Source organism: Listeria welshimeri serovar 6b str. SLCC5334, from assembly GCF_000060285.1.
Lineage (GTDB): Bacteria > Bacillota > Bacilli > Lactobacillales > Listeriaceae > Listeria > Listeria welshimeri.
Genome location: NC_008555.1, coordinates 1,137,164 through 1,158,081, shown reverse-complemented (window position 1 = coordinate 1,158,081; position 20,918 = coordinate 1,137,164). Strand labels below are relative to the sequence as shown.

The following is a 20,918-nucleotide window of genomic DNA, read 5'->3' as shown; positions in this document are numbered from 1 at the left end:
AAAGAAACTTCCCCATCGTGAAAATCTACTTAATCAAGACAACTCGCTCCCTTAGAAGTTGTTTTTGGATATCGAATATAAAAGCGGTCTCCTGACTTAACATCATCCTACTCACCAGTCTTCCCGGAATTTCTTCCAGTGACGTCTATTTGGCTTTCGTCCGTATTACAGTAGCTAGGGCCTGTAGAGGATTTTCACCTCTTTCCCGGATTAATATATTCACCTATTTAGTTTTTTAGTACCCGGCAATGCGTCTTTTCCAGCGTTCTGGCAATACTTGGTAAACGACTTCAGCGACAAAAATGTTGCAAATCGAACCAATAGCAAGCACTGGGAATAAAACAAATACCGCTTGATTCATTAATGGATAAAGTGCTAGTAATGACAGTGGACAATTAAAAATAAAAGCAACCATACTCGAAACACTAACAGCAATTAGTTGATTCTTGTCTGCTAGTTTTTGGCGAGTAAAACCGTAAACAATCATCGTTACGCCCATCATTCCAGCAACAATCAAATGAATTGGTAGTGTGAGCGGAAAACCCGCCAGTAAAGCTGAAGTTAAATGACCGAAAATCCCAAGCACTGCACCGTACATCGGACCAAGCAGCAAAGTTCCAATAAAAGCTGGAGCTGCGTCAAATGCAACAGAACCCATTAATTTTATGTTCGCGCCAATTACACACATCGCAATCAACATCGCACATAATACTAATTTTTGAATCTTCAATTGAAAAGATCACCCTCTCGTGAAAGCGTTATTTCCATTTCATTATATCCCTGTTAAACCACTGGTACAAGGTCGCTAGCAGGATAGAAAGCAAAATAGTGCAAGCTTTTGAAATCGTATTTTTTTGATTGTAATTACTGAAATGAGCCAGGAGTGTGAATTATTTCTCAATTTTAAATACAACTGAACTAAAAATGACAATATTTTGTTATAAAAAAGAATTTATTGTTCTATTTAAAATACAGGATAAAACGTTATTTGAAGCGATTTTATGGTATAATTAGTGCAGGAATAAAACAAGGAGGGAAGAACTTTGGAGAAAGACAAAGTGGTAAATATTCAACCCTTGATGAACAGTCAAGTAGAGAATCAATTTACTCAACAAATTCAAGAAGATTTCACCCAAAAAAATCCAGATCACTCTGCCCTACTTCATTCGCTTGAAACTGTCGAAGTGCTTGATGTTTTAAGTGACTACTACACAGCACACGAAAAACAAAAACACCCCAAAAAAGAAACTGCTCCTTCAAATAAAAATAATGGCGAACATAAAGAAATCAAACAAGCTATTCGCTATATTAAGAAAAACATCCATCGTTCAATTACTTTAGAAGAAGTAGCTAATTATGTTTACTTAAGCCCTTTTTATTTAAGTAAATTATTCAAAAACGAATTGAATATTAATTTTATTAATTATGTCAATGAACAAAAAATGCTTTATGCAAAAGAGCAACTAGAAAAAAGCGATTGGGCTGTCCATACAATTGCTAAAAACTTAGGCTTCTCTCGCGCTAGTTATTTTTGCAAAGTATTTAAGAAACAATTCGACATGACTCCGAAAGAATATCGCGATTCACTCAAATAAAAAACGATTTCAGCTTTAAGAGCCGAAATCGTTTTTATATTTATGACTGCCAATCAGCTGGATAAGTAACATAAACAAATCTTGCTTCTCCTGTTACAGAGAACTTAATTTGGCTGCCTTTAGGGATAAAAATAATTTCTCCTGCTCCTGCTGAAACAGTTCTACCATCGATAACTACATCTAGTCTGCCCTCGATAATATAATCTACTTCATCATAATCCAAGAACCAATCGAAGGTAGTATCTTTCATTTCCATTAGACCAAAACCTAGACGTTTACTTTCCTCTAATGTTACTAAGTCTTTTGTATAAACTATGTCACTAGGATTACCAGTGTCTAATCGATCTTCTTCTGAAACTTTCATTACAGGGAGTTTAATCGATAAAATGCCACTTGGATCAACGTGTTTGGAACTTTGACCCATCTTTTCTAGGACAACTTGTTTTACTAGCTGTTCAATTAATTCTTTACTAATATCAGCCATTATCTTTCACCGCCGTTTGTTCTTTTGCTTTATTTTTCTTCATCATTCGGTTAGCCATATAGATCCCTACACATACAGCAGTGACACCACCGACAAGTTTTCCGACAATCATCGGGAAAATCATATCCTGAGCAACTCCGGCTGTGAAACCTAGATGATCCCCTAAAACAAAAGCTGCTGAGACTGCGAAAGCAACGTTAATAATTTTACCACGTTCATCCATGTCTTTAAGCATTTGTAGCATTGGGATACTGTTTGCAAGTGTAGCAACCATTCCAGCTGCCGCTACTTCATTCATGCCAAGCAATTTACCCATTTTCATCAGTGGCTTGTTGAAAACCTTTGTAATGACGAATACTAAACAGAAAGCTCCCGCTAGAACAAGTGCAATACCACCAACGATTTCAATACCTTCGCCAATAGGGGCAATACCTGGAATAATAGTTAAACCAGTCAATTGTTGAATCGCTCCAGCTACAAGTCCGATAGTAGCAACAATGACTACTCCTTTTCCGAAAATCGTGAAGCCTTTAATCATGCCTTCTGGTTTAAACCAAAGACCTAACATAATAAGCGCGGCTACAAGAATAATTGGTACTAAGTTTTTGAAAATCATGATTGGTGAGAAACCAGCTACAAGTCCACCAATTAAACAACCAATTGGAATCGTAATAATACCAGATAATACACCAGTTGCTAAGTATTTATGATCTTCTTTTTTAATAATCCCAAGTGCTACTGGAATTGTGAAAACGATTGTTGGTCCCATCATCGAGCCTAAAATCGCTCCAGCAAAAAGACCAGCATCAGGTGTTAAAGCAAGTTCTTGTGCTAACGCAAAACCGCCCATGTCATTCGCAAGTAACGTTGTTGCAAACATTGCCGGGTCTGCCCCAAGCGCTGTATAAATCGGTACAACAATCGGGCTTAAAATTTTAGCTAAAACTGGTGCTAATGTAATGATACCGACCATTGCTAGCGTTAACGATCCCATTGCCATAATACCTTCTTCAAATTGCGCACCTAAGCCAAATTTGTTGCCGATAATTTTGTCAATGGCCCCTAGAATCATAAAGATTACCATTAAATAAATAATAATTTCATTAATGCTCAAAAGTGTTCCTCCATTCTATAGATAGCGTTTTAACAGTTCATCAGGAGAAGGAATAACCGTATGATGTATCACCTTTTTTGGTTCAGCAGTTTCAATTAGAATCCGCATTCCTTCTTGAATAGCACTAACTTCCCCTGTGAAAACAGCCACAAATTTCCCACCAATCGAAGCACCAAGCGTCATTCGTTTTAAATGAATAGCTGATTTTTTTAGCGCTTCATTCAATGCGTTTAGCCCAGCGCCCAATTGACTGATTTCGATAATTCCTACTGCGTCAACATCCACTTTAGGGTGTTTATTGTTTAAAAAAGCAAGTAATTCTTCGTGCGCCATATGCAAAATATAAGAAGAAACATGAAATTTTCCTGCTTCTTCTTTTGCATCTTTCATCGCACTAGTAAGTTCTCCGGAAGCGCCTTGCAAAATAATCAAAAATTTACCAGGACATGTAGGACGAAAAGTAAATAAAGTAACATTACCTGCTTTTAAGAAAACATCAGCCATTTCGTACCCTTTACTTATACTCCTAAGTTCAAGAATTCCTAAAGACTGTTCAGCCATAACGTTCTACCGAGTCGATAATGCCGACGATACATGCGTCTACTGGAATTGTATTGTCACCAGTAGATGCTCGTGCTGCGCTACCAGTTGTAACGAGCACAATATCACCGTTTCCTGCTCCGGCATTATCAGCTGCCACTATGGAATGTCTTACATCTTCCAATTCATCGGTACAAATCTCAACTAATAGCAGTTTTAAACCATTTAATTTTTCGTCTTTTCTCGTCGCCCATAAACTCCCAGTAACTTTTCCAATCTGCATACCGCTCTTCCTTCCTAACTTTCTTTAATGCTAATTCGGTTTTCCTGTAAGTAATCTTTTGCAAGCGGTGTTAAAAAACTTCCCTCTGGCAAAATGAATTCGCTATTATTCTTCGTAAGTTTAATCACATCTTGTTCGCTAATAACTTTACTTTTTTTCGTTTCTCTTACCGGACTTTCGATAAATTCTACACCAAAACGAACGAGCTTTTCTTCATATTCTTGGAGAAGTTGTCTAATACCATACTTAGCAGAACGTTTATAAGCATTTGCTTTTATTCCGCTTTTCATTATCCAAGTAGGACGCCCTTCCAAAAGATGATCCGTGATAAATTGTTCTTTTTTATTCATTGGTGCAAGCAAACTGATTCTAGCTAGCTCTGCGATTTCCACTTCTTCTATTAATAAAATGTCACAAGTGCGTTCAGAACGGTCATAAAGCGAAACTTGATATTCTTTTTGATAACACTGTCTGAGAGTGTGTTCTGAATCTTGGCCTATGATAATCATTTTTTTATCTGGAAGTTGTAATCGTCTCATGACTTCCTCGGTGACGGCTTTTATAAGTGCTTCGATTTCCATACTCATTTTGCCTTTGTTTTCTTGATTATTTGACCTCGAATTCCCTTTTTAAAGCCGCATGCGTTGGCTTCGTCGTAATCAATATGCATATATGTAGCAAAATCAGGGCTAATTCGAACAACCACATCATCAAAAATAAGTGGTCTGTCGCCATTAATTTTCACTTGAACAATTTCACTTTGTGTTACTTGTTGTTTTTCTGCATCTTGAGGTGTCATATGAATATGGCGTTTTGCAACAATAAGTCCTTCAGATAGTTGAACACTATTTTTAGCAGATAATAGTAAAATTCCAGGTGTGCCAGCTATATCTCCACTTTCGCGAACTGGTGCTTTAATACCAAGTGCTGTGCCATCTGTCGCACTAATTTCAACTTGTGTTTTTTTACGGATTGGCCCAAGAATGACTACATTATGAATCACGCTTTTTGGTCCGACAATACTAATTCTTTCTTTACAAACATATTGACCTGGTTGAGATAGGTCACGGAAATGAGTAAGTTCATACCCAGGTCCAAAAAGTGCATCCACCGTTTCACGATCTAAATGGACGTGACGACCGGATGCTTCTACTTCTACGCCAGTTTCAAGTAATGCACGGCGAGTGACTTCTTCAATAAGGCTTGTTATTAACTCATTATTCATGAATAAGCCTCCTTACTTTTTATATTCATCCGTTCTTACGCGGAACATCAGTATCCAAAATAAACTGGATAACCGATTAAGCGCTTGAATAATGTCTGGTCTTTTTAACGAATAATCCGTTTCCTTAAATGCTATAAAAGCAGCCAATTCAGTTTCACGGACCATTGTTCTTAATTTGTTTAGTCGAATGACAGCATTACCCATCGTATAATCAGGCATGAAATGTGTCATTTGATAATATTTTTTTGGATTATGACTACGTTCCCGCAGTTCTTTTTCATCCATTCCTAGCATTTGAACTTTCTCGATTTGCTCGTTTAAAACTTCCGATCGAACTATATTTCTTACAAAGGTGAGGATTTCTTGTAAATCTTCTGCAAGATCTTTAAATTCAGCTGCAACAGAACATTGAGTTTCCAAAATTTCTGCTTCTAAAGTATCTAATTTGCCGCGAAAAGCGATTTGTGGATGGTCTTTAAATACAAGCAAGTTGCCGCGTAAGTGCGTCATATGTTCTGGCTTCTCATCTAATGCTCCACCATAAATCGTTTGGAATTTTGCGCGCGACTTTTCATTTTTCACTGGTTCTACTACTACTTTCGTTTCTGAAATATCATCAATATAACAAAGGTCGATTTTCTTTTCTGATAAAAAACTCTTAGCAGATGGTGTAATAATCGTTCCTTTTTTTATATCTAGTTTTTTCTTCGTTCTTAAATCGGTGTGTAAGTAGGCTTTTCGTAACTCGTCTTCTGTCAAAATAGCCAAAGAACCACATCCTTTTGTCCCATTTACAATTGGTGTTAGTAATGATGGGAAGCTTTGTTTTGCTTAAATCTGGTAAAAAGCGGAAGTTCCGGGCGTTTTTCGAGTCTGATGGAACTCTTACCTTTCACTAACGCTTTTTCCTGATTTATGTTATAAATATGTCTTATTCAGCGCTTTTTGGTAGAATTGCGTCTACTTCGCTGTGTGGACGTGGAATTACATGTACAGATAATAATTCTCCAACACGTTCAGCTGCTGCTGCGCCTGCATCTGTTGCTGCTTTAACTGCGCCAACATCGCCGCGTACCATTACTGTTACTAGACCGCCACCAACTTGTTCTTTACCCATAAGTGTTACGTTAGCTGCTTTCACCATTGCGTCTGCTGCTTCTACTGCTCCTACTAAACCTTTTGTTTCGATCATTCCTAATGCGTTTGCGTTTGCCATTTTAAAATTCCTCCAATTAGTGTTTTATTTTTTATTTTAATTCTGCTAAAACTTTTTCTACTAAACTTTGGATGAGTGCATCTGCATCAACCGGAAGTTCAGATGTTGCTTGGTTTTCTTCTTTGCGAATATCTTCTAACTCTAAAACGCCTGTAGCGATACGACGAATGTTGAATAGATTTTCAGGTCCGATATTATCAGATGATGAACTTCCTCCAACTGCCCCGCAGCCAAGTGTTAGAGCTGGTACAAGATTTGTTGTTGCACCAATTCCGCCAAGTGCTCCTGGTGTATTAACAAGAAGACGGGAAACAGGTTTTTTCAGTGCGAATTCGCGGATGATTGCTTTATCTTCTGAGTGGATGATTAAAGTATGTCCAGCTCCTTCATGATAAAGAATATCCATGCTAAGTTCACAAGCTTCTTGCCAGGTTTCTGCTGTATAGAAAGCCAAGATTGGTGCTAATTTTTCTCTTGAATAAGGGATTTTAGCGCCAACTTTTGTTTCTTCAGCGATAAGTACTCTTGCGTCAGCTGGAACAGTAAGGCCAGCAAGATTAGCGATATGTTGCACGCTTTTACCTACGATGGCTGGATTCATGGAACCATTTGGACGTAAAATGAATTTTCCAAGTTGAACAGCTTCTGCATCGGATAAGAAATGTGCGCCTTGTTTTCTAAATTCAGCAATGACAGCTTCTTTATTCACACGTTCCACAACAACCGATTGCTCAGATGCGCAAATGGTGCCGTTATCGAATGTTTTAGAATCAAGAATATGTTTTACTGCGCGAGGAATGTTAGCGCTGCGTTCGATAAATGCTGGGCCATTACCTGGTCCAACCCCAATTGCAGGAGTACCTGATGAATAAGCCGCTTTTACCATTGCAGAACCACCTGTTGCAAGGATAACTGCTGTATCTTTGTGTTTCATCAGTTGATCTGTTCCTTGGATTGTTGGAACAGTCATACAGCTAATAGCGCCTTTTGGACAACCTGCTTTTTCTGCTGCTTCACTAATGATTCTTACTGTTTCAAGAATTGCTTTTAGTGCGTTTGGATGTGGAGAAAAAACGATACTATTTCCTGCTTTAATGGAAATAAGTGTTTTGTAAATAACAGTGGATGTTGGGTTCGTTGAGGGAATTAATCCTGCAACTACACCAAGTGGAACAGCAACCTCCATTACTTTCTTTTCGTTATCTTCTTTTAACATACCAATGGTTTTCATATCTTTGATGTAATTGTAAACGTGTTTAGAAGCGAAGACGTTTTTAATTACTTTGTCTTGCCAAATGCCAAAACCAGTTTCTTCGTGTGCCATTTTTGCGAGTTTTTCGCGAGCATCATAACCGGCATCAGCTATGGCTTTTACAATCGTATCAATTTGTTGTTGGCTCATTACAGCAAGTTCTTTTTGTGCGGTGTTTGCTGATTCAATGAGGTTTCGAACTTCTTGGATTGAGCGTAAATCTTTATCTTCTAGTGCCACTAGTTTTCACTCCTTCCATAAATATCTTTTAGTGCGTGAACAAGTTTATCCTTGTTCGCATATTTAATCTTGCTTTTTGGGATAGGCACATTATTTAATGTGTAAGCAAGTTTCCTTAAATCAATCACTTTCATTTCGCGAAGTTTCTGTTCTGTGAAATCTATCGTTGTTTTTACTTCTGCAATTTCTGGAATAGCTTCTTTTATCGCTTCCTCTGTTTGTACAAAGAGTGATTTAGTTTCTTCACTCAATCTTGCTATCACATGACTAGAAATGAGACAACCTAAGCTTTCTGTAGCTGCTTTTCCTGCTTCCACTGCTGCATTTACAGCACCAACATCGCCTGTTAATTCAACTGTTGTTAAGCCACCTTTAATGACTTCACAGCGAATTAGTTCAACATTTGCTGCTTTTAAACAAGTATCAGCGGCAACCACAGCACCAAGGAAACCAGTGACTTCAATTAAACCAAGTGCTTCATTTGGCATTTTTTAGCACCACCTTAATATTGAAGTGGATTTTCAGCCACATTTTCTACTGCCATTTTGAACGCATCACAAGCAGCTTTACATGCAGATTGACTGCCTGTTAAAAGAGCTCCGCCGAAGTTAGTTTCGGATGGTGGTCCGTAGAAAGTTCCAATTGTTACGTCTGCTGCTTTAAGCGCTGCATCTAGTGCATACATAGCTTCAAGTGGAGGTGCGATTAAGTAAGCAATCGCTTCTCCCTCTGCTACATTTGCTTCTTTTGAAAGGAAAGTACCTGTTCTTGAGACACAATGTGCAAAATAAGGTATGCTATCATCTTCATTTGCACTAACAAAGCTAGCACCGTTTTCGATGAAGTCTACTGCTACGGAAAGACCACTTTTCACTTCAGCTGGGCTTGGTCCAGCAATAATACCAATTACTTCCCCAGCTAATTTTGTGGAAGCATTGCCGGCACCAGCATACATACTTTTTGCATACACAACATCTACTTCTGCTGCTTTTGTTGCTTCGTCCAGTGCTGTGTATGTAACATCATCACAATCAGATGTAATAATACCCAGACTTCTTTGATGCGGTTTTAAATCAAGTTGGTTAAATAGACCATTATCTACATTGGACACAACTTTGACGCTTAAAACAGATGCAGGTAATTTATCGTTTTTCATGAAGTTTCCTCCTCTAACAAGTTTATTTTAGATCAATACCAGAACATTTTTTCTCAAGCATATTGTGAATTAATTCTGCAATGTACGCGCCAGCTTCCACAGGTGGAGTTCCGCCGCTATGAATATTCGAAATAACTGTACGACGAGCTTCTGGCATACCAATAGTTGGTTTGTAAGCAATATAAGCACTCATGGATTCAGCTGTTACAAGTCCTGGGCGTTCACCTACAAGTAAGCAAACTACATCCGCCCCAGTGATTTCACCGATTTGATCCATGGAAGGTACACGACAATGTTTAACAAAAATAATGTTATCAAAATCTAAGTTATACATTTTCAAACCTTGTTTAATGGATGGTAAAATGTCTTTGATGTTAGCTTCAATTGCTGCAGAACTAAGACCGTCGCCTACAACAATTTGCAGTTTCGCATTTTTCGTTGTGTTAGCGCGAATTACTTCTACCATTTCATCGTCAAATTCACGACCTAAGTCAGGGCGAGTTAAGTATTCATCTTTATCTTGGCATTTAGTGTTGACTGGGGTGAAGTTCATTTCTTTTACTAAATCCTCAGAAACGTAAGAGAATACGGAATCTTGTGCTACTGCATGATCCGCACGGAAACGAAGAATTGTTTCTGTTTTGTAACGTGGACCAGCGCGCCATAAACCAAGTCTTGCCGGAGTCATTTGTTTCATTTTCAAATAACCTTCGCGGTCAGCAGGTTCTGGTACTAGTAATTGTTTTTTAATGTCAACTTCGGTAATATCAGGGATACTTCCTTCTGTTACAACAGTTTCAGTTATTGCTTTTGCTGGTGTGGCTTCGACAGTTTCAGTTGTTTTACCACCAGACATTTCTGTTAAAATGCCTTCAATCATTTGTTTTAATTCTTGTTCGTTCATCGCTTAGTTCCTCCCTTCCTTATTTTAGGAAAATAGATGCATCTCCAGCACGGCTAGTCAATTTACCATTTTCACTGAATCCCATTTTTTCCATCCACTGATCAAATTCTTTGATTGGTTTTAGACCAAATAATTCGCGTAATGTGGCTGTTTCGTGGTAACCAGTTGTTTGATAGTTAAGCATAACGTCATCACCATGAGGAATACCCATGATAAAGTTACATCCTGCCGCTGTTAGAAGTACGGATAGGTTTTCTACGTCATTTTGGTCAGCTTTCATGTGGTTGGTGTAACAAACATCACAACCCATGGAGATACCAGTTAATTTACCCATGAAGTGATCTTCTAGGCCGGCGCGAATAACTTGTTTAGAATCATATAAATACTCTGGTCCAATAAATCCAACTACTGTATTAACTAGGAATGGATCAAATTTCTTCGCGAACCCATAACAACGAGCTTCCATTGTTACTTGGTCTACGCCGAAATGTGCATCAGAAGAAAGTTCAGAACCTTGCCCTGTTTCAAAATACATGACGTTTGGACCTGTTGCAGCACCACTTTGAAGGGCTAATTGTCTTGCTTCTTCAATGGTTGCTCCGTCAAATCCGAAAGCTGTGTTTCCTTTTTCGGAACCTGCAATAGATTGAAATACAAGACCAGTTGGAGCACCGCGACGCATTGCTTCCATTTGAGTCTTCACATGTGCAAGTACACAAGTTTGTGTTGGCACATCCCATTTACTACGAAACTCTTCAAATTTATTAAGTAAACGAACCACACTATCTGTAGAATCATCTACTGGGTTAAGTCCGATTACCGCATCCCCAATCCCGTAAGTTAATCCTTCCATCAAAGAAGCAAGGATACCATCAGGGTCATCAGTTGGATGGTTTGGTTGTAGTCTAGCGGAGAAAGTTCCTGGAAGACCGATTGTTGTGTTTGCATGTGCGATAACACGAATTTTTTTCGCTCCATAAATTAAATCTAGATTGGACATTAATTTTGTTACAGCAGCAATAATTTCTGATGTTAGGCCACGTGATACACGTTTAATGTCAGCATCTGTTGTTTTATGGTCTAAAATCCATTCCCGTAATTCTTCCACGGTCCAGTTTTTTATGGAATCGTGAATACGTTCATTTACTTGATCTTGAATAATGCGTGTTACCTCATCTGTTTCATAAGGGACAACCGGATTATTACGTAAATCGCCAAGTGTCATTTTAGAAAGCACTACTTTCGCAGCTACTCGTTCTTCTGCAGATTCAGCAGCAACTCCAGCTAAGCGATCGCCTGATTTCTCTTCGTTTGCTTTTGCCAACACATCAGTGATGGATTTGAACTGGTATGTATGGCCGAATAAATTCGTTTTTAAAATCATTCGATAAATCCTCCTCTCAAAAATTAAAGCTATTTATATGGATCAGTTAAAGACTAAGGTTTTTACTACTACTGGTAGCACTTTCCCGTCAGCAACTGGTTTTCCTATATCAATATAATCACCATTATCGACTTTGACACTGTCTAAGCAAATTAGTGGATAGCCAGCTGGTAAATGCCCGAAAATACTTTGTCCGAGGGCTTTTGCCATGTCGTGCCAAGTAATGATAATTAACGGATGACCAAGTGCAATCGGTTCTTTCATTCCTTCGCAAATGGCTTTTGCATATTCTGTTACGGTTTGGAAACTTGGGCTGTTTTCGCCTTCAATTGCAAGTGCAATCCGTTCCATGTCATCATCTATTTTGAACCAGTTTAATTTTTCCTTGATAACTTCTGCCATATCTTCATTTTCTTCTTGTTTGGCAAGTTTCAATATTGGAATGTTTTTTACTGGGAAAATTTTCTCGGTATAAGTAATGGTACTACCGCTAATTTCAGCTGTGTGCGAACCGGCTCCTACCACTGTTGCCCGTATGGTTTCGACAGATTCGATATACTTTTTTTCGGTCATCAAGCTAGACTCAGCTATTGATTTCCCAAGTAGTAAACCGATATCGCCGTACCTAAATGGATCACTTAGAGCACCAGTCGTTATACAATCAGCAACGCCTCCTGAAAAAGAAATACATTCAATTTCAGTCAGAAATTTTAATCCTTTATTCGTAATAATTGTTTCATAAAAATCATTTGGTGCTCCAAGACCGACACTATTTTTAAGTAACTCGACCATCTCACCTAAAATAGGTTGCAAGTTTTCAGGTGATGTCGCTTTACCAAGTGAAATTGGGTAACCTCGTTTTTCTATTAAAGCTTGAATTTTTGGAGCAATATAGGTGATTTTTCTTGTTTCGCGGTCTACCTTGATTAACCGACCACCAATATCAAGACACGCCGTATCAATAAGCTCTCCACGATCAAATAGCGATAAATTCGTTGTTCCTCCACCAATATCTAAGTTCACAACAGCTGTATTGTTTTCTTTGGAATAAGTATGTGCACCTGCTCCTTTTCCAGCAATAATGCTTTCCAGATCTGGTCCAGCAGTTGCTACAACAAAATCTCCAGCAAAACCGCTCATAGCATCTAAAACGTTGCTAGCATTATCTTTACGAGCTGTTTCACCTGTAATAATGACTGCTCCCATGCCAATTTCTTCTTTTTTAATTCCTGCGTTTGCATACTCTTTTGTCACAAAATCACGAATTGCATCTACATCAATCAAATTATCAGCAAGAATCGGTGTAAAAAGAATCTCACTTCGATAAATAATTCGTTTATCGGAAATGACAATACGTGGCACGGTGAAACTTGATGCCATATTTTGAATTTCTAACTCGGATAAAATGAGCTGTGTTGTCGACGTACCAAGGTCAATCCCTACACTTAAAATTGTTTCCGCCAAAACCCTCACTCCTTTCTAACAAAAAGAAAAAGCTTAAAGACAAATAACAGTTTCGTTACTTGGCTTTAAGCTTCATCGCTTTTTCATAGCTACTTCTTTGTAGCATGGATTGAAATGTATTTAAAATCAAACATTGTTTTTGTTCCAAATTCATTTGATTCAATGGTTACTTTTCCTCGGAGTTTATCTTTGATGTAACTTTTGACAATGGAGAGTCCTAAGCTTTTTTCGGACACTTTACGAACGTTAAATCCATGCCCATTGTCGCTCACTTCTGCATGAATAATATTTTTTTCTTCTTTTATTTGTAGTAAAATTTCGCCTGATTCATTTGGATGGAAAGCATGATCATATGAGTTTTGTAAAAGCTCATTCATAACAAGTGCCAGTGCCACAGTTCGGTCACTATCCAAATAAATTCGTTTATCAATATCCATTCGAACAGCAACTTTTGGACAGTCGTTACAACATCTTTCCACATTATAAGCAACTGTTTCAATAACCATATATAAGTTGATTCCGTCTTCCATCTGCTTCGATAAAAGTTCATGTGTTGCTGCAATAGCAAGAATTCGGCTGACACTTTCATTTAAAACTTTCTGGGCTTCAACACTGGTGGAGCGCCTACCTTGAATTCTCAGTAAGGAAACAACGGATTGTAAATTATTTTTTACACGATGATGAATTTCTCGAATTGCTACTGATTTCGAAACAATTTCTGCTTCTTTCACTTTAATATCCGTAATATCATGAAGAATAAGAATAAAACGACACTCTTGTTCATCCTCCTCCTTCACAAAAATTTGCTTCATAATAAAGTAATTCCCAGCAATAACCACTTCTTTTTTTAGTTGAATTGGTTGTTTTCCTGTTTCAATTTGATACATAATGGCATCAAACATCATCTGATCCAGTGATAAATTATCATAGTGCATTCCTTGGATATTTTCCATGTAACCGAGTCGTTCATAATACTGATCTGCCGCGCAATTTTTTTGTTGTAAAATACCTTTACCATCAAAAATCAAAATGGCGTCATCTAGCTGATCTGTAATGGAATCAGTTAATTTGCTCATTGCAGAAAGTGTCGTGGAAACATCTCTATAAGCCGTTTCTTCATTGTCGATTTCAAAATGTGCTTTAATTTCTGCACTAATATCATTTTCTAGAATAAGTACGGCAATCACGCGTTGTTTGTTTCGAATCGGATACACTTTTTGACGAATTAATACGTTTTCTTGTGTTTTTGCTAGTAAATCATTGGAGTTCATGCCCGTTTCAAGTGTTCTAAGTACACCTGGTTCATTACTACGAAGAGCTGTTTCTCCGACAACATTGTTTTTATAAAGTGATTTGGTTGTTTTTGGTGGCATGTGATGAATAACAAGTGCTTCACTAGTAAGTTTGTTGTAAACATCAATAAATACATCAACATCTTGATACATAGAAGACTCGCTTAATGATTTTGCTGTATGTATTAATTCATCAATATCATATTCAGCCAAGTCTGTATAACGTAAGCACATTTCTCGAATCGTTTTAGTCATCGCTCATCACAATCGTTTCAGCGATTTCCATCATTGGACAACGTTTATCCATGCTCAGATTACGAATCATATTGTAAGCTTCTTCTTCTGTGATGTTATTCTCAATCATAAGCACACCTTTAGCTTTTTCAATCACTTTTCGTTCTTCTAATTTTTTTGTTAGTTTTTCTAATTGTTGTTCTAGTTTTCTTGTTTCTCGCCCTTTGGCAATACTCATTTCAACTGTTGGAATTAAACTTTTTTCATCAAGCGGTTTTACTAAATAGCCTAATGCTCCAAATCCTTTTGCTTTTTCCGTGTTTTTTGGATCACTAAATGCGGTTAGTAAAATAATTCCGCCAGCAAGGCCTTCCGAAATAATTCGTTTCCCTGCTTTTAAACCGTCTAAGAGTGGCATTTGAATGTCCATAATAACAAGATCTGGTTGATGGCTTTTGCAAAGTTCAATTGCTTCAAAACCATCAGTCGCTTCTCCTACAACATCGTAGTTCGCTTCTTCCAAAATGTCTCGGATATCCATTCTTGTAATAGGTTCATCATCGGCTATTACAATTCTTCCATTCATTCCTGTCACGTCCTCTTCTTCTGCTATTGATTGATTCGTAACAAAGTTGTACGAATTCATCCTATAGAAGCATTTACTTGAGCGAAAGAGTTAAAGAGCTAGAGAACAATATCTCCAAGAAAATAGAAAGAGCCCCTTAAAAATATTGTGTAATATTTTTGAGGGAGCCCCGTTGCTCTGCTATATTTATTATTCCACACGTCTTTGTGCTCGGTTCTATTATAAGGTAGCATGAAAACGATGTCAATAGGTTTTTAATATCGGTTGTGAAATAAATAACTTTTAAGCTAACATTTTTTCAAGTATAGCACTAACATCTGTTTCTGTTGGTGTTCTTGGATTCGTTGCTGTACAGCCATCATTTAACGCGCCCTCAGCAATTTGCGCGATATGCTCGTTTAAATCAGTACGACTTACACCACATTCTGATAAAGTTGTTGGCATATTGAGTTTCTTTTGCAATTGTTTGATGGCATTAATTAAACTACGCACACCAAGTCTTGTATTAGAAGCTGGCATTTTCAGTAATTTAGCAATAGCTGTATAACGTTCTGCAGCACGATTGTCCGGATTGTTACCAAAATCACTTGTTAATCCAGCATTATAACTAATAACATGTGGTAAAAGAAGCGTGTTCATACGGCCATGTGGAATCTTAAATTTAGCACCTGCTGTATGCGCAATACCATGATTTAATCCTAGTGAGGTGATATTAAACGCCATTCCTGCAAGACAAGAAGCATTATGCATTTTTTCGCGTGCTTCTAAGTCATTTCCATCTTTATATGCGCGTTCTAAGTATGTGAATACTAATTGGATAACTTTTTCAGCCATTGCATCTGAATAATCATTGGCTTTGGTAGATACATAAGCTTCCAGTGCATGCGTAAGTACGTCCATGCCGGTATCCGCGGTGATTGCTGGCGGTACAGATTTCACTAAATCCGCATCCAAAATCGCTTCATCTGGCAAAATAGCATCCGTAATAAGAGGATATTTAATGGCTTTTTCTTTATTTGTGATGACAGAAAAACTAGTAACTTCCGAACCAGTTCCACTTGTAGTTGGGATAACGATGAATGGCATCGCACGCACCGTTCCAAGTTTTTGACCAAAAAATTTCATTGCTTTCGCCGCATCAATGGCAGAACCCCCACCGATAGCAATCATCAAGTTAGCATCACATTCATTTAAAACTTCAATGCCTGCTACAACATTTTCAATCGGTGGATCTGGAATAATATCGCTAAAAATCGTATATGTATTCGACTTATCAATTTTTTCTGTAATGGCATTAATCATTCCTGAACTAACCATAAATGGATCTGTTACAATAAAAATTTGCTTTTCTTTAAATTCCAGTAAACGATCTGTTGCTCCTTGGCCAATGTAAAGGTCCGTTTTAAAACTAACTTTTTGCATGAGATTACCTCCTAATTTTTTAAAACTAAAAAAAGAAGCTTTGAGTAGAGAAATTTCCTCTTCTAACTCAAAGCTTCTTTGCTAAGTAAACAGTACGCCTTTGTACTGTAAAATATTTTATTTGTCCACTTTATTAAAAACCAAACCCGTGGAAATGTCAAATCTTTTTTTGTAAATAGGCAATGAAGATACGTTCTTTGTATCACTCTTTTCATCATTGAAAAGATCATTGCCCACTATAAAACTAAGCGGTGCACATCTTTGTGCGTATGGTGCTTGATAAAACGTAGCTTCGTCCAGCTTCTCGGCACCAAACCATTTACAGTGGGCTTATTTGCTTTAAAAACAAATAAAAAAGCCCCAGTGAGACAACTACACTGGAACCAAGAATTATACATGCTTTGCCTCGAAGCAGTATAACCAGTTAAAACAACTAGATAAAAGACCTGACTTAGAGTGTCTAACTCCTTACAGTGGCGGGACCGTGCTGGATTTTCACCAGACTTCCATTATCTAACTTGTTTGTATGAACGAATTCGTTTATCAAGGTTATTATAGCATAAAATAATCCGCTTGCAAGAAAAATTTGCTTTACGTCATTATTTGAACCCCACCATTTACTAGTTCGCGGAAATAATATCTGCTATAAAAAGTGGTAACATATCGCCGTTCTAATTCAAATAAAATTTCTAGCGGATCCGTTTTATCTAAATCGTAAAGTAAGCCCACAACAGTCCCACTATGCGACACATTAATCCCTACTAAATTTAAACAGCTCGAAACTTCTAATAACTCGTTCCAAAACGGTTTTGGCAAAATAGTTTGGTTGCTCGCCGCACTGACTGTTGCTGCTTTACCAAGTAATTGGATTGATTTTTGAGCAACCGCTTGTTCGAAAAATTGCATTCCTTGTGCTAAATCTTGTTTATTTTTTAGTAATTGTTCCTGATGATCTTTTTGTCGATATGTAGCTGTTTCTAAAATCGTAAGTGGTTCTAATACAACCACTCCAAGTCTTGGCATCCAGTGAGAGTTTTGAATCACCTCTCCTTGTAAATGATCAAATAACGTTAGCGATTTAAAAATAGTGCTATCCGTTGGTTCTAGTTGTAAACAAAGCTTGGCTATTTCTTTTTCAGTTATCGTTTTATTAAGCCATTTCGCTGTAGCTCCAATTGTTGCAGCGATATCAGCCGTGGAGCTTGCCATTCCTTTTGCGACCGGAATAGTCGATTTTACTTGTAACCATATAGGTGGACGCTCTCTTTTTCCCACATCAAAATACTCGCAAGTTAACTCAAATGCAAGCCATGCTTTTGTATGTCCTGAGCTAGTTAGTCCTGATTTATCCGATAAAGTCACTTCAGAGTACCAATTAATGGGATATGAAATCAGCTTTTCTCCGCCAGCAATATAGCCTTGCAACAATTCGCCACATGAAGCCGGACATGTTGCTTTAATTTCCACTGAGAATCACCTCAAGCGCTGTTAAAAGTTGGATATTATCAGCTCTTGTTTTCACTGCAACCCGGTAATAATTTTCAGTGAGACCTCGATAATTAGCGCAACTTCGGACGAAAATCCCTTTTAACAATAGTTCTTTTCGTAAATCAAGCGGTTTTTCAAGATGGAAAAATATATAGTTCACACTTGGTTGGTACACCGTAAGTTCTGGAAATCCATTTAAACCTTGATATAAAAAGGATCGTTCTGTGGAAATCCATTGATAAGTTTGCTTAATATAATCCTTGTCATCCAATAATATTTGTCCAGCCATATCAGCAAAAGTATTGATAGACCAGGGTTCTCGCATTTGTAACAAGGCTTCTGCTAACAAATCATTTTTTGTCAGAAGATAACCCAGTCTAAGCCCTGGAATCGCAAAAAATTTAGTAAAAGCACGAATAATACACAGATGTGAAAATTGCTGCAAATAAGGAATCATCGAAATTGTTTCGCTCTCTTCTATAAAGTCCATAAATGCTTCATCAATAATTAAATATATGTTTTTCTTTTCACATAAATCTGCAATTTTTATCATTTCTTCTTGGTTTATTAATTGACCAGTCGGATTATTAGGATTACACAAACAAACGGCTTCAAGCTCCGTTTCGCGTTCGATTATTTCTAGTACTGTTTCCGCTGCGTCAAAATTAGTTTCTTTCGCTAATTCCGCATAAATAATTTCTGCATCAAAAAAAGCACGTTCATATTCTGCAAAAGTAGGCGCAAGTAAAAGTACTTTTTGCGCCTTTGTTACTTTTGCAATTCCAAAAATAAGCTCTGTCGCACCATTTCCAGGGATAATATTCGCAAGATCGAGTTGATGAAACGAGGCAATTCGCGCACGGAGCGCTAAATAATCTGGTTCTGGATATTCTACCAGTTTATCCAAATTGGCTGTTATTGTTTGTTTTAAACTAGCTGGAACTCCTAGTGGATTAATATTCGCACTAAAATCAAGTACCATTTCTTTGGTTAGTCCATGTTGTTTTGCTAGTTCATTATAGTTGCCACCGTGCATTGCCGTCGTTATTTTCACATCAAATCGCTCCTTAACTTATTGTTTGTTTTGTATATTTTTCTACATCACGAGCAATCATTAGTTCTTCATTTGTTGGAATAATACATACTTTGACTGCTTCATTGTCATCGCTAATTATCATATCACCCGCATTATTTTTTGTCACATTACACGTTACACCAAGGTAACTTAACTGTTCTGTAACCATTTTACGGATTAACGAAGAATTTTCACCAACTCCGGCTGTAAATAATAACGCGTCGCAACCGTTCATTGCCGCGGCATAAGCCCCAATATAATTACAGATTTGGCCAGTAAACATTCGAAGCGTAAGTAATGCACGGGAATCTCCTTCTTCCGCAGCAATCTCAATATCTCTAAAATCACTTGAACTACCTGATACCCCAAGAACGCCAGATTGACTAGACATCATATGCATTACTTCGTCTAAGCTATAGCCAAGTTCATCGACCAAATACGGGATGATTGTCGCGTCAATTGTACCAGAACGTGTTCCCATCATCAAGCCAGCGTTTGGCGTAAAGCCCATGGATGTATTCACTGATTTACCAGCTTCAATCGCACAAACACTTGCACCATTACCTAAATGACAAGAAATAATTTTTAATTCTTCTAAAGGTTTTTTGAGAACTTCAGCTGCTTTTCCAGCAACATATTTATGACTTGTTCCATGAAAACCGTATTTTCTGATATGATGTTTTTCATAAAGTTCATAAGGAAGCGCATATAAAAAGTTTTCTTCAGGGATGGTTTGGTGATAAGCCGTATCAAATACAGCCACAGAAACAGCATTTGGCAACAGTTTACGGAAAGTTTTAATACCGATAATATTAGCTGGATTGTGTAACGGAGCAAGACTTGTTACATCTTCAATGCCTTTCACTACTTCATCTGTCACAATACACGATGTAACAAAAGCTTCCCCACCATGAGCCACGCGATGCCCGACACCAGTAATTTCATTTAAATCATTAATTACTTGATGAGCCTTCAATTGCTCTAGTAAAATTTCGACAGCTTCTCCGTGGTTATTAATTGATCGCGTTTCTTTGATTTTTTCATTTTGAAAGGACATGTTGAAAATGGCATCTGGTAATCCGATTCTTTCAATTAAGCCCTTAACTAAAACTTCTTCTCCTGGCATCGTAAAAATTTGGAATTTCAGTGAAGAACTCCCTGCGTTTATCGCCATAATTTTGTGCATATAGCTCAGTCCTTTCTCATTTTTAAAGGAGCAAACAATCTAATCATTGTTTACTCCATCTTATTTTTTATAATAAAATGTTATACAGTCCGATGGCAAGTAACCCGCCAATGATTGGCCCCACAATAGGAATCCATGCATAACGCCAATCTGATCCACTTTTATTTGGAACTGGTAGTAAAAAGTAAGCAAGTCTTGGTCCAAGGTCACGTGCTGGGTTAATTGCATAACCTGTTGTTGGTCCAAAACTCATCCCAATCGCAACTACTAGAAAGCCAAGGATTAACGGATTTAAACCATCTGTAAAACTATTCTCTCCAATCATAAGTAAACCAAAAATAAAGGCAAATGTTGCGATAATTTCACTGATAAGATTGAATGGTGTATTACGAATCGCTGGTCCAGTAGAGAAAATACCATGTGTATCAATCTCTCTTGGAGTCGCTTTGAAATGCGGATAGTAATGTAAGATAACAATGGATGCTCCGACAAATGCTCCGGCGATTTGCGCGATAATATACGGAACCACATCTGCCCAAGGGAAAGACCCTCCGACCGCAAGAGCAATGGTTACGGCTGGGTTTAAATGTGCCCCGCTATATGCTCCAGCTACATAAACCCCAATCATTACAGCAAAACCCCAACCAAAAGTAACAACTACCCAGTTTGCACCTTGCGATAAAGATTTATTCAAGGTTAATCCTGCTAAAAGGCCATTCCCAAACATAATCAAAACCATCGTACCAATAAATTCCGCCAAATATGCTGACATAGTTTA

The 20,918-nt window shown here is 37.7% G+C and carries 23 protein-coding genes and 2 riboswitches; of the genes, 1 reads left to right on the top strand and 22 read right to left on the bottom strand.

The window, feature by feature from the left end:
- Positions 1–64 precede the first annotated feature (64 nt).
- Positions 65–254, bottom strand: a riboswitch (cobalamin riboswitch).
- Positions 236–730 (bottom strand): alpha-ribazole transporter, encoded by a 495-nt coding sequence (cblT, locus tag LWE_RS05800; protein ID WP_011701964.1) that lies wholly within the window; start codon positions 728–730, stop codon positions 236–238. (Overlaps the previous riboswitch by 19 nt.)
- A 313-nt stretch (positions 731–1,043) precedes the next feature.
- Here cblT and LWE_RS05795 point away from each other — a divergent pair, with 313 nt between their 5' ends.
- The gene (locus tag LWE_RS05795) at positions 1,044–1,595 is read left to right on the top strand and encodes a helix-turn-helix transcriptional regulator (protein WP_011701963.1); all 552 of its coding nucleotides are present in this window, start codon (positions 1,044–1,046) and stop codon (positions 1,593–1,595) included.
- Positions 1,596–1,635: 40 nt separating this feature from the next.
- Here LWE_RS05795 and LWE_RS05790 read toward each other — a convergent pair whose 3' ends face one another.
- From LWE_RS05790 to LWE_RS05690, 21 genes are all read right to left on the bottom strand, one after another.
- On the bottom strand, positions 1,636–2,079 hold the full coding sequence (locus LWE_RS05790; protein WP_011701962.1) for a cupin domain-containing protein: 444 nt from the start codon (positions 2,077–2,079) through the stop codon (positions 1,636–1,638).
- Positions 2,072–3,193, bottom strand: a complete 1,122-nt coding sequence (gene eutH / locus LWE_RS05785) for an ethanolamine utilization protein EutH (protein ID WP_011701961.1) — start codon at positions 3,191–3,193, stop codon at positions 2,072–2,074. The genes LWE_RS05790 and eutH overlap by 8 nt, the downstream gene beginning before the upstream one ends.
- Before the next feature lie 15 nt (positions 3,194–3,208).
- The gene (locus LWE_RS05780) at positions 3,209–3,754 is read right to left on the bottom strand and encodes an ethanolamine utilization microcompartment shell protein (RefSeq protein ID WP_011701960.1); all 546 of its coding nucleotides are present in this window, start codon (positions 3,752–3,754) and stop codon (positions 3,209–3,211) included.
- Positions 3,747–4,016 (bottom strand): EutN/CcmL family microcompartment protein, encoded by a 270-nt coding sequence (locus tag LWE_RS05775; protein ID WP_011701959.1) that lies wholly within the window; start codon positions 4,014–4,016, stop codon positions 3,747–3,749. Before LWE_RS05775 ends, LWE_RS05780 begins: the two co-directional genes overlap by 8 nt.
- A gap of 14 nt (positions 4,017–4,030) precedes the next feature.
- Positions 4,031–4,603 (bottom strand): TIGR02536 family ethanolamine utilization protein, encoded by a 573-nt coding sequence (locus tag LWE_RS05770; protein WP_011701958.1) that lies wholly within the window; start codon positions 4,601–4,603, stop codon positions 4,031–4,033.
- A complete protein-coding gene (eutD, locus tag LWE_RS05765) occupies positions 4,600–5,241 on the bottom strand; it encodes an ethanolamine utilization phosphate acetyltransferase EutD (protein ID WP_011701957.1) in 642 nt (213 codons plus the stop codon). The genes LWE_RS05770 and eutD overlap by 4 nt, the downstream gene beginning before the upstream one ends.
- A 12-nt stretch (positions 5,242–5,253) precedes the next feature.
- Entirely contained in the window at positions 5,254–6,009 is a 756-nt protein-coding gene (locus LWE_RS05760) for an ethanolamine utilization cobalamin adenosyltransferase (protein ID WP_011701956.1), read from the bottom strand.
- Positions 6,010–6,172: 163 nt separating this feature from the next.
- Positions 6,173–6,457, bottom strand: coding sequence for a BMC domain-containing protein (locus LWE_RS05755; protein WP_003719393.1), 285 nt, complete (start codon positions 6,455–6,457; stop codon positions 6,173–6,175).
- A gap of 31 nt (positions 6,458–6,488) precedes the next feature.
- Entirely contained in the window at positions 6,489–7,949 is a 1,461-nt protein-coding gene (locus LWE_RS05750; protein WP_011701955.1) for an acetaldehyde dehydrogenase (acetylating), read from the bottom strand.
- Positions 7,949–8,437, bottom strand: coding sequence for a BMC domain-containing protein (locus tag LWE_RS05745; protein ID WP_011701954.1), 489 nt, complete (start codon positions 8,435–8,437; stop codon positions 7,949–7,951). Before LWE_RS05745 ends, LWE_RS05750 begins: the two co-directional genes overlap by 1 nt.
- A gap of 14 nt (positions 8,438–8,451) precedes the next feature.
- Complete coding sequence (gene eutL / locus LWE_RS05740) at positions 8,452–9,105, bottom strand: ethanolamine utilization microcompartment protein EutL (RefSeq protein ID WP_011701953.1); 654 nt, start codon at positions 9,103–9,105, stop codon at positions 8,452–8,454.
- Positions 9,106–9,127: 22 nt separating this feature from the next.
- Entirely contained in the window at positions 9,128–10,009 is an 882-nt protein-coding gene (eutC, locus tag LWE_RS05735; RefSeq protein WP_011701952.1) for an ethanolamine ammonia-lyase subunit EutC, read from the bottom strand.
- 19 nt (positions 10,010–10,028) lie between these two features.
- Entirely contained in the window at positions 10,029–11,393 is a 1,365-nt protein-coding gene (locus LWE_RS05730) for an ethanolamine ammonia-lyase subunit EutB (RefSeq protein WP_011701951.1), read from the bottom strand.
- 42 nt (positions 11,394–11,435) lie between these two features.
- Positions 11,436–12,857, bottom strand: coding sequence for an ethanolamine ammonia-lyase reactivating factor EutA (eutA, locus tag LWE_RS05725; protein ID WP_011701950.1), 1,422 nt, complete (start codon positions 12,855–12,857; stop codon positions 11,436–11,438).
- An 89-nt stretch (positions 12,858–12,946) separates the two neighbouring features.
- Positions 12,947–14,404, bottom strand: coding sequence for a sensor histidine kinase (locus tag LWE_RS05720; RefSeq protein WP_011701949.1), 1,458 nt, complete (start codon positions 14,402–14,404; stop codon positions 12,947–12,949).
- A complete protein-coding gene (locus tag LWE_RS05715; protein ID WP_077904714.1) occupies positions 14,397–14,978 on the bottom strand; it encodes an ANTAR domain-containing response regulator in 582 nt (193 codons plus the stop codon). The genes LWE_RS05720 and LWE_RS05715 overlap by 8 nt, the downstream gene beginning before the upstream one ends.
- Before the next feature lie 273 nt (positions 14,979–15,251).
- Entirely contained in the window at positions 15,252–16,391 is a 1,140-nt protein-coding gene (locus tag LWE_RS05710) for a 1-propanol dehydrogenase PduQ (RefSeq protein WP_011701947.1), read from the bottom strand.
- 385 nt (positions 16,392–16,776) lie between these two features.
- Positions 16,777–16,927: riboswitch (adenosylcobalamin (AdoCbl) riboswitch) on the bottom strand.
- 55 nt (positions 16,928–16,982) lie between these two features.
- A complete protein-coding gene (locus LWE_RS05705; RefSeq protein WP_011701946.1) occupies positions 16,983–17,858 on the bottom strand; it encodes a GHMP family kinase ATP-binding protein in 876 nt (291 codons plus the stop codon).
- Positions 17,848–18,933 (bottom strand): threonine-phosphate decarboxylase CobD, encoded by a 1,086-nt coding sequence (gene cobD, locus LWE_RS05700; protein WP_011701945.1) that lies wholly within the window; start codon positions 18,931–18,933, stop codon positions 17,848–17,850. The genes LWE_RS05705 and cobD overlap by 11 nt, the downstream gene beginning before the upstream one ends.
- 13 nt (positions 18,934–18,946) lie before the next feature.
- Positions 18,947–20,140 carry an acetate/propionate family kinase gene (locus tag LWE_RS05695; RefSeq protein WP_011701944.1) on the bottom strand — a complete coding sequence of 398 codons (1,194 nt, stop codon included), beginning with the start codon at positions 20,138–20,140 and terminating at the stop codon, positions 18,947–18,949.
- Between the two features lie 67 nt (positions 20,141–20,207).
- Positions 20,208–20,912: an MIP/aquaporin family protein gene (locus tag LWE_RS05690; protein WP_011701943.1), complete on the bottom strand. Its 705-nt coding sequence runs from the start codon at positions 20,910–20,912 to the stop codon at positions 20,208–20,210.
- Positions 20,913–20,918: the final 6 nt, after the last annotated feature.

What these genes read in the sequence shown, in the direction of transcription:
- LWE_RS05790 (WP_011701962.1), bottom strand. Translation starts at nt 2,079, where the DNA reads ATGGCTGATATTAGTAAAGAATTAATTGAACAGCTAGTAAAACAAGTT.
- LWE_RS05780 (WP_011701960.1), bottom strand. Translation starts at nt 3,754, where the DNA reads ATGGCTGAACAGTCTTTAGGAATTCTTGAACTTAGGAGTATAAGTAAA.
- LWE_RS05775 (WP_011701959.1), bottom strand. Translation starts at nt 4,016, where the DNA reads ATGCAGATTGGAAAAGTTACTGGGAGTTTATGGGCGACGAGAAAAGAC.
- LWE_RS05770 (WP_011701958.1), bottom strand. Translation starts at nt 4,603, where the DNA reads ATGAGTATGGAAATCGAAGCACTTATAAAAGCCGTCACCGAGGAAGTC.
- eutD (WP_011701957.1), bottom strand. Translation starts at nt 5,241, where the DNA reads ATGAATAATGAGTTAATAACAAGCCTTATTGAAGAAGTCACTCGCCGT.
- LWE_RS05755 (WP_003719393.1), bottom strand. Translation starts at nt 6,457, where the DNA reads ATGGCAAACGCAAACGCATTAGGAATGATCGAAACAAAAGGTTTAGTA.
- LWE_RS05745 (WP_011701954.1), bottom strand. Translation starts at nt 8,437, where the DNA reads ATGCCAAATGAAGCACTTGGTTTAATTGAAGTCACTGGTTTCCTTGGT.
- eutL (WP_011701953.1), bottom strand. Translation starts at nt 9,105, where the DNA reads ATGAAAAACGATAAATTACCTGCATCTGTTTTAAGCGTCAAAGTTGTG.
- eutC (WP_011701952.1), bottom strand. Translation starts at nt 10,009, where the DNA reads ATGAACGAACAAGAATTAAAACAAATGATTGAAGGCATTTTAACAGAA.
- LWE_RS05730 (WP_011701951.1), bottom strand. Translation starts at nt 11,393, where the DNA reads ATGATTTTAAAAACGAATTTATTCGGCCATACATACCAGTTCAAATCC.
- LWE_RS05720 (WP_011701949.1), bottom strand. Translation starts at nt 14,404, where the DNA reads ATGACTAAAACGATTCGAGAAATGTGCTTACGTTATACAGACTTGGCT.
- LWE_RS05710 (WP_011701947.1), bottom strand. Translation starts at nt 16,391, where the DNA reads ATGCAAAAAGTTAGTTTTAAAACGGACCTTTACATTGGCCAAGGAGCA.
- LWE_RS05695 (WP_011701944.1), bottom strand. Translation starts at nt 20,140, where the DNA reads ATGCACAAAATTATGGCGATAAACGCAGGGAGTTCTTCACTGAAATTC.
- LWE_RS05690 (WP_011701943.1), bottom strand. Translation starts at nt 20,912, where the DNA reads ATGTCAGCATATTTGGCGGAATTTATTGGTACGATGGTTTTGATTATG.